3 protein-coding genes are annotated in these 4,028 nt (G+C 51.0%); all 3 read left to right on the top strand.

The window, feature by feature from the left end; translation table 11 throughout:
* On the top strand, positions 1–1,542 hold a 1,542-nt coding region (gene gldG / locus EA392_00070), incomplete at its 5' end, for a gliding motility-associated ABC transporter substrate-binding protein GldG (protein ID TVR42752.1).
* A 1-nt stretch (position 1,543) separates the two neighbouring features.
* A complete protein-coding gene (locus tag EA392_00065) occupies positions 1,544–2,581 on the top strand; it encodes a hypothetical protein (protein TVR42751.1) in 1,038 nt (345 codons plus the stop codon).
* Positions 2,582–2,726: 145 nt separating this feature from the next.
* The gene (gene dnaN, locus EA392_00060; protein ID TVR42750.1) at positions 2,727–3,845 is read left to right on the top strand and encodes a DNA polymerase III subunit beta; all 1,119 of its coding nucleotides are present in this window, start codon (positions 2,727–2,729) and stop codon (positions 3,843–3,845) included.
* The last annotated feature ends 183 nt before the right edge of the window (positions 3,846–4,028 follow it).

The following is a 4,028-nucleotide window of genomic DNA, read 5'->3' as shown; positions in this document are numbered from 1 at the left end:
AAGGTTTACCTGAAAGGCGATTATCCGGCCATGTTCAAAAAGTTAGAGCAGGCCACCCGCGAGAAGCTCTACGAGATGCGTGCATACAGCACTGGTAATCTGGAGTTTGAGTTTATCAATCCGGCCGATGTTGCCGACGAAAAAACCCGGAACGAGAACTTTCAAAAGTTGGTGGATTTGGGCTTGAGCTATACCACGCTGCAAATCCGTGAAAAAGACGGTGTGAGCGAGAAAGTGATTTTCCCTTCGGCTTCGGTTTCATACCGACTCAAATCGCTGCCCCTTCAGTTACTCAAAAGCCAGGAGCGGCTCCCTACCAATGAAATGATTCAAAACTCCATCAACAACCTGGAGTACGAATTAATGAACGTGTTTTATCAGCTTACCAGTGCCGAAAAACCGCGTGTGGCATTTCTGGACGACTACGGAACCCTCGACGAGCTCGAAGCCGGCGACCTGACGCGCGCGCTTCGGGATTTTTACAAGGTTGAGCGGATCCGGCTAGACTCCAACATCAGTGCTCTGACCGAGCGCGTAGGAGAAACCAACTACCGCCAAAACAAGTACGAAGCCCTTATTGTGGCCAAGCCCACGCAGCCCGTCAGCGACAAAGACAAGTACATCATTGACCAGTTTGTGATGCACGGGGGCAAGGTGCTGTGGATGCTCGACGGAATGCAGACTCACATGGACAGCCTTGAAGGACGTGATATGACCATGGCGCTTTCGCTCGATTTGAACCTCGACGACATGCTGTTTAAATACGGCGTGCGCATCAACAAAAACCTGCTCATTGACCGCTCCTGCGCGCCCATCGGCATCATGACAGGCCCCATGGGAAATCAGCAGCAAATGGAGTTTTTCCCCTGGTATTTCAAACCCCTCATCATTCCGGAGCTGAATCACCCCATTGTGAGCAACCTCGACCCCATTGTGATGGAGTTTGTAAGCAGCATCGACACCTTGCCGCGAAAAGATGTGCGCAAAACCGTGCTGCTCACCACATCCCCTTACACCCGAATCATGCGCAGCCCGGTGCGGGTGAGTTTGAACATTGTGCGTATCAACCCCGACTTTGGAAACAACAATAGCCCGAATCAACCGGTGGCCGTGCTGCTGGAAGGTGAGTTTGAATCATCGTTCAAAAACCGAATCTCACCCCTTCTTGTTAAGGACGAGGAGTTTGGTTTTAAAGAGCAGAGCTCGCCTACCCGTATGCTTGTGGTTTCCGACGGCGATGTGGGCCGCAATGAAGTTCGGCGCTCCCGCGAACAGTTTTACCCCCTTGGCTTTGATCGCTACGCCGGGCGCAAGATGTACGGAAACCGCGAGTTTCTGGTAAATGCCATGAACTATATGCTGGGTGATGCCAGCCTCATCGCTATTCGCTCGCGCAACACCAGTTTACGGCAGTTGGACCAGGAGCGATTGCTGGCGGAACGCACCCAATGGCAGATGCTCAATATTGCACTGCCCGTATTGCTGATTGTATTGCTGGGAGGTTTGCAGTGGATGATTCGCAGACGAAAATACAGCTCATAACATGAAAAAAACACTGATACTCTTATTGCTTGCCCTTGTGATTGTAGGCGTTGTGTGGTACCTGATGCAGGACGACCGCTCTGCTGCAACACCGCTTACTACGGCTGATTTTGCCATTGCAGACACCTCAGCCGTGGGACGCATTGACATTACCAGTGCCAACGGGGTAACGGCCAGCTTGTCGAGGCTCGAATCGCCAACGTGGATGATCAATGGCAAATACCCCGCGCGGCGCGACGGCATAGATCTTATTCTCAAAACCCTGCACCTACTCGAAATCAAGCACCCGGTTTCGTCGGGAAGCCGCGAAAACGTGATTCGGATGTTGGCCGGGCGCCACAGCTACGTGGAGGTGTTCGACAAGAAAGACAAGCTGATAAAAGCCTACTATGTAGGTATCATGACTCCCGACCAGCAGGGCACCTATATGCTGCTGGAGCTCCCTAAAAAAGGCAGAATGGAAACCCCCTACGTAATGACCATGAAAGGGTTTTACGGCTACCTCACCTCGCGGTTTTTTGTGGACGAAAAGGACTGGCGCGACCGAACCATCCTGCGCTATCCCAAAATGGACATGGAGCGTGTGGAGGTATGGAACCACGTGCACCCCGAATGGTCGTATGCGGTGGATATGAGCGACCCGTCGAAACTCAAAATGTACAGCCTCCCTGACAACACTCCTGTACCGTCCTTCGACACCTTGGCACTGCAGGATTACCTGCTGCAATTCAGGCGTGTTTCATGCGAAACCTGGGATCTTGCCTTTGAGGAACATCAGATTGACTCTGTTCTGGCTCTCAACCCCCATCTTGAGGTGCGCGTGCAAGCCAAAAATCCGGAAAAGAACAAGCACGTGAAGTTGTTCCTGCGGCCTCCACCCGAGGGTCAAACCCTTGACGACGGCGAGACCCTTGCTCCCTTTGACCGCGAGATTTTGTACGGCACCATGGAAGGCGAGTATTTGTTCAGGGCACAGCGCTATGTTTGGGACGGAGTTCTAACCCCCAAGCACACATTTACAGGCGATTTGGAGTTTTAAACACCAGAGTTGATACTGTGGATAAATCATCCTTGGGCAGCGGTGCTAAAGCCCTATATTTGTAACCCCTCGGCCGGTTGGTAGGCTCCAGTGTACCATGTGCCACACGACCCGGGAGGATGAACAACAACGTTAAACCAAAGACATGAAATTCATCGTATCAAGTACTGCTTTGCTCAAGCACCTACAGTTGCTCAGCGGTGTACTTAACACTTCCAACACCCTTCCCATTCTGGATAATTTCCTGTTCGAAACCTCGGACAACAAACTGACACTGACAGCCTCGGACCTGGAAACCACCATGACTGTAACCATGGAAGTGGAGGCACGCGACGAAGGCCTGATAGCCATTCCGGCCAAAAAATTGCTCGATGCGCTGAAAACCTTCCCGGAGCAACCGTTGTCGTTCAGTGTGGATTCGAAAACCTTTGCCATTGATATTTCGTCGGATGTAGGAAAGTACCGTCTTACCGGCCAGAACGGACACGAGTTTCCGAAGAATCCTTCTATTGAAGATCCTACCGAAGTGAATCTAAACGCCGACATTCTTGCCGAGGCCATCCACACTACGCTCTTTGCAGCAGGAAATGACGATTTGAGGCCGGTGATGTCAGGGATGTTTTTTGAGCTATCCAAAGATCACGTGCGGTTTGTAGCAACCGACGCCCATAAGCTGGTGCGCTATACCCGTACTGACGCCCAAGCACAAAGTGAAGCTTCATTCATCATGCCGAAAAAACCGCTCAACCTGCTGAAAAACATTCTTTCCAGCACTGACGCGGAAGTGAAGATTTCTTTCAACCAAACCAATGCAGGTTTTACTTTTGATAATGTAACGCTTATCTCGCGGTTGATTGATGGCAAGTACCCCAATTACGAGGCAGTTATTCCTAAAGAGAACCCCAACGTAATGACCATAGACAGGGGGTCATTTCTGAACTCAGTGCGCCGCGTGGCTATTTTCTCAAACAAAACCACACACCAGGTGCGGTTTAGAATTTCGGGCAGCGAACTCAACATCTCAGCCGAAGACCGCGACTACGAGAACGAGGCTAATGAGCGCCTCACCTGTAGTTACGAGGGCGACGATATGGAAATTGGATTCAACTCCAAGTTCCTGCTCGATATGCTCAACAACATTGAAGCTGACGAAGTAAGCCTTGAGCTGAGCGCACCCAACCGCGCAGGTATTATCATCCCGCAGGGCACCGACGAGAACACCGATGTGCTGATGCTTGTGATGCCGGTGATGCTGAACAGCTAAGGAGAACTTTCAGAATAGTGACGAAGGAGCTGATTTAAGATCCTTTAGGGCATCCGCATGAAATCAAGCCGCAAGGGATTTAAACATGCTGTAACCCTATGATCGTTCGGCTGCGCATCTCTACCTTCGGCTAATAACACCTAACGTTGAAATCGGGCGCATTCACATGTACCCGATTTTTTT

The organism is Cryomorphaceae bacterium, from assembly GCA_007695365.1.
GTDB lineage: Bacteria > Bacteroidota > Bacteroidia > Flavobacteriales_D > SKUL01 > SKUL01.
This window is presented reverse-complemented; position numbering and strand designations above follow the sequence as displayed.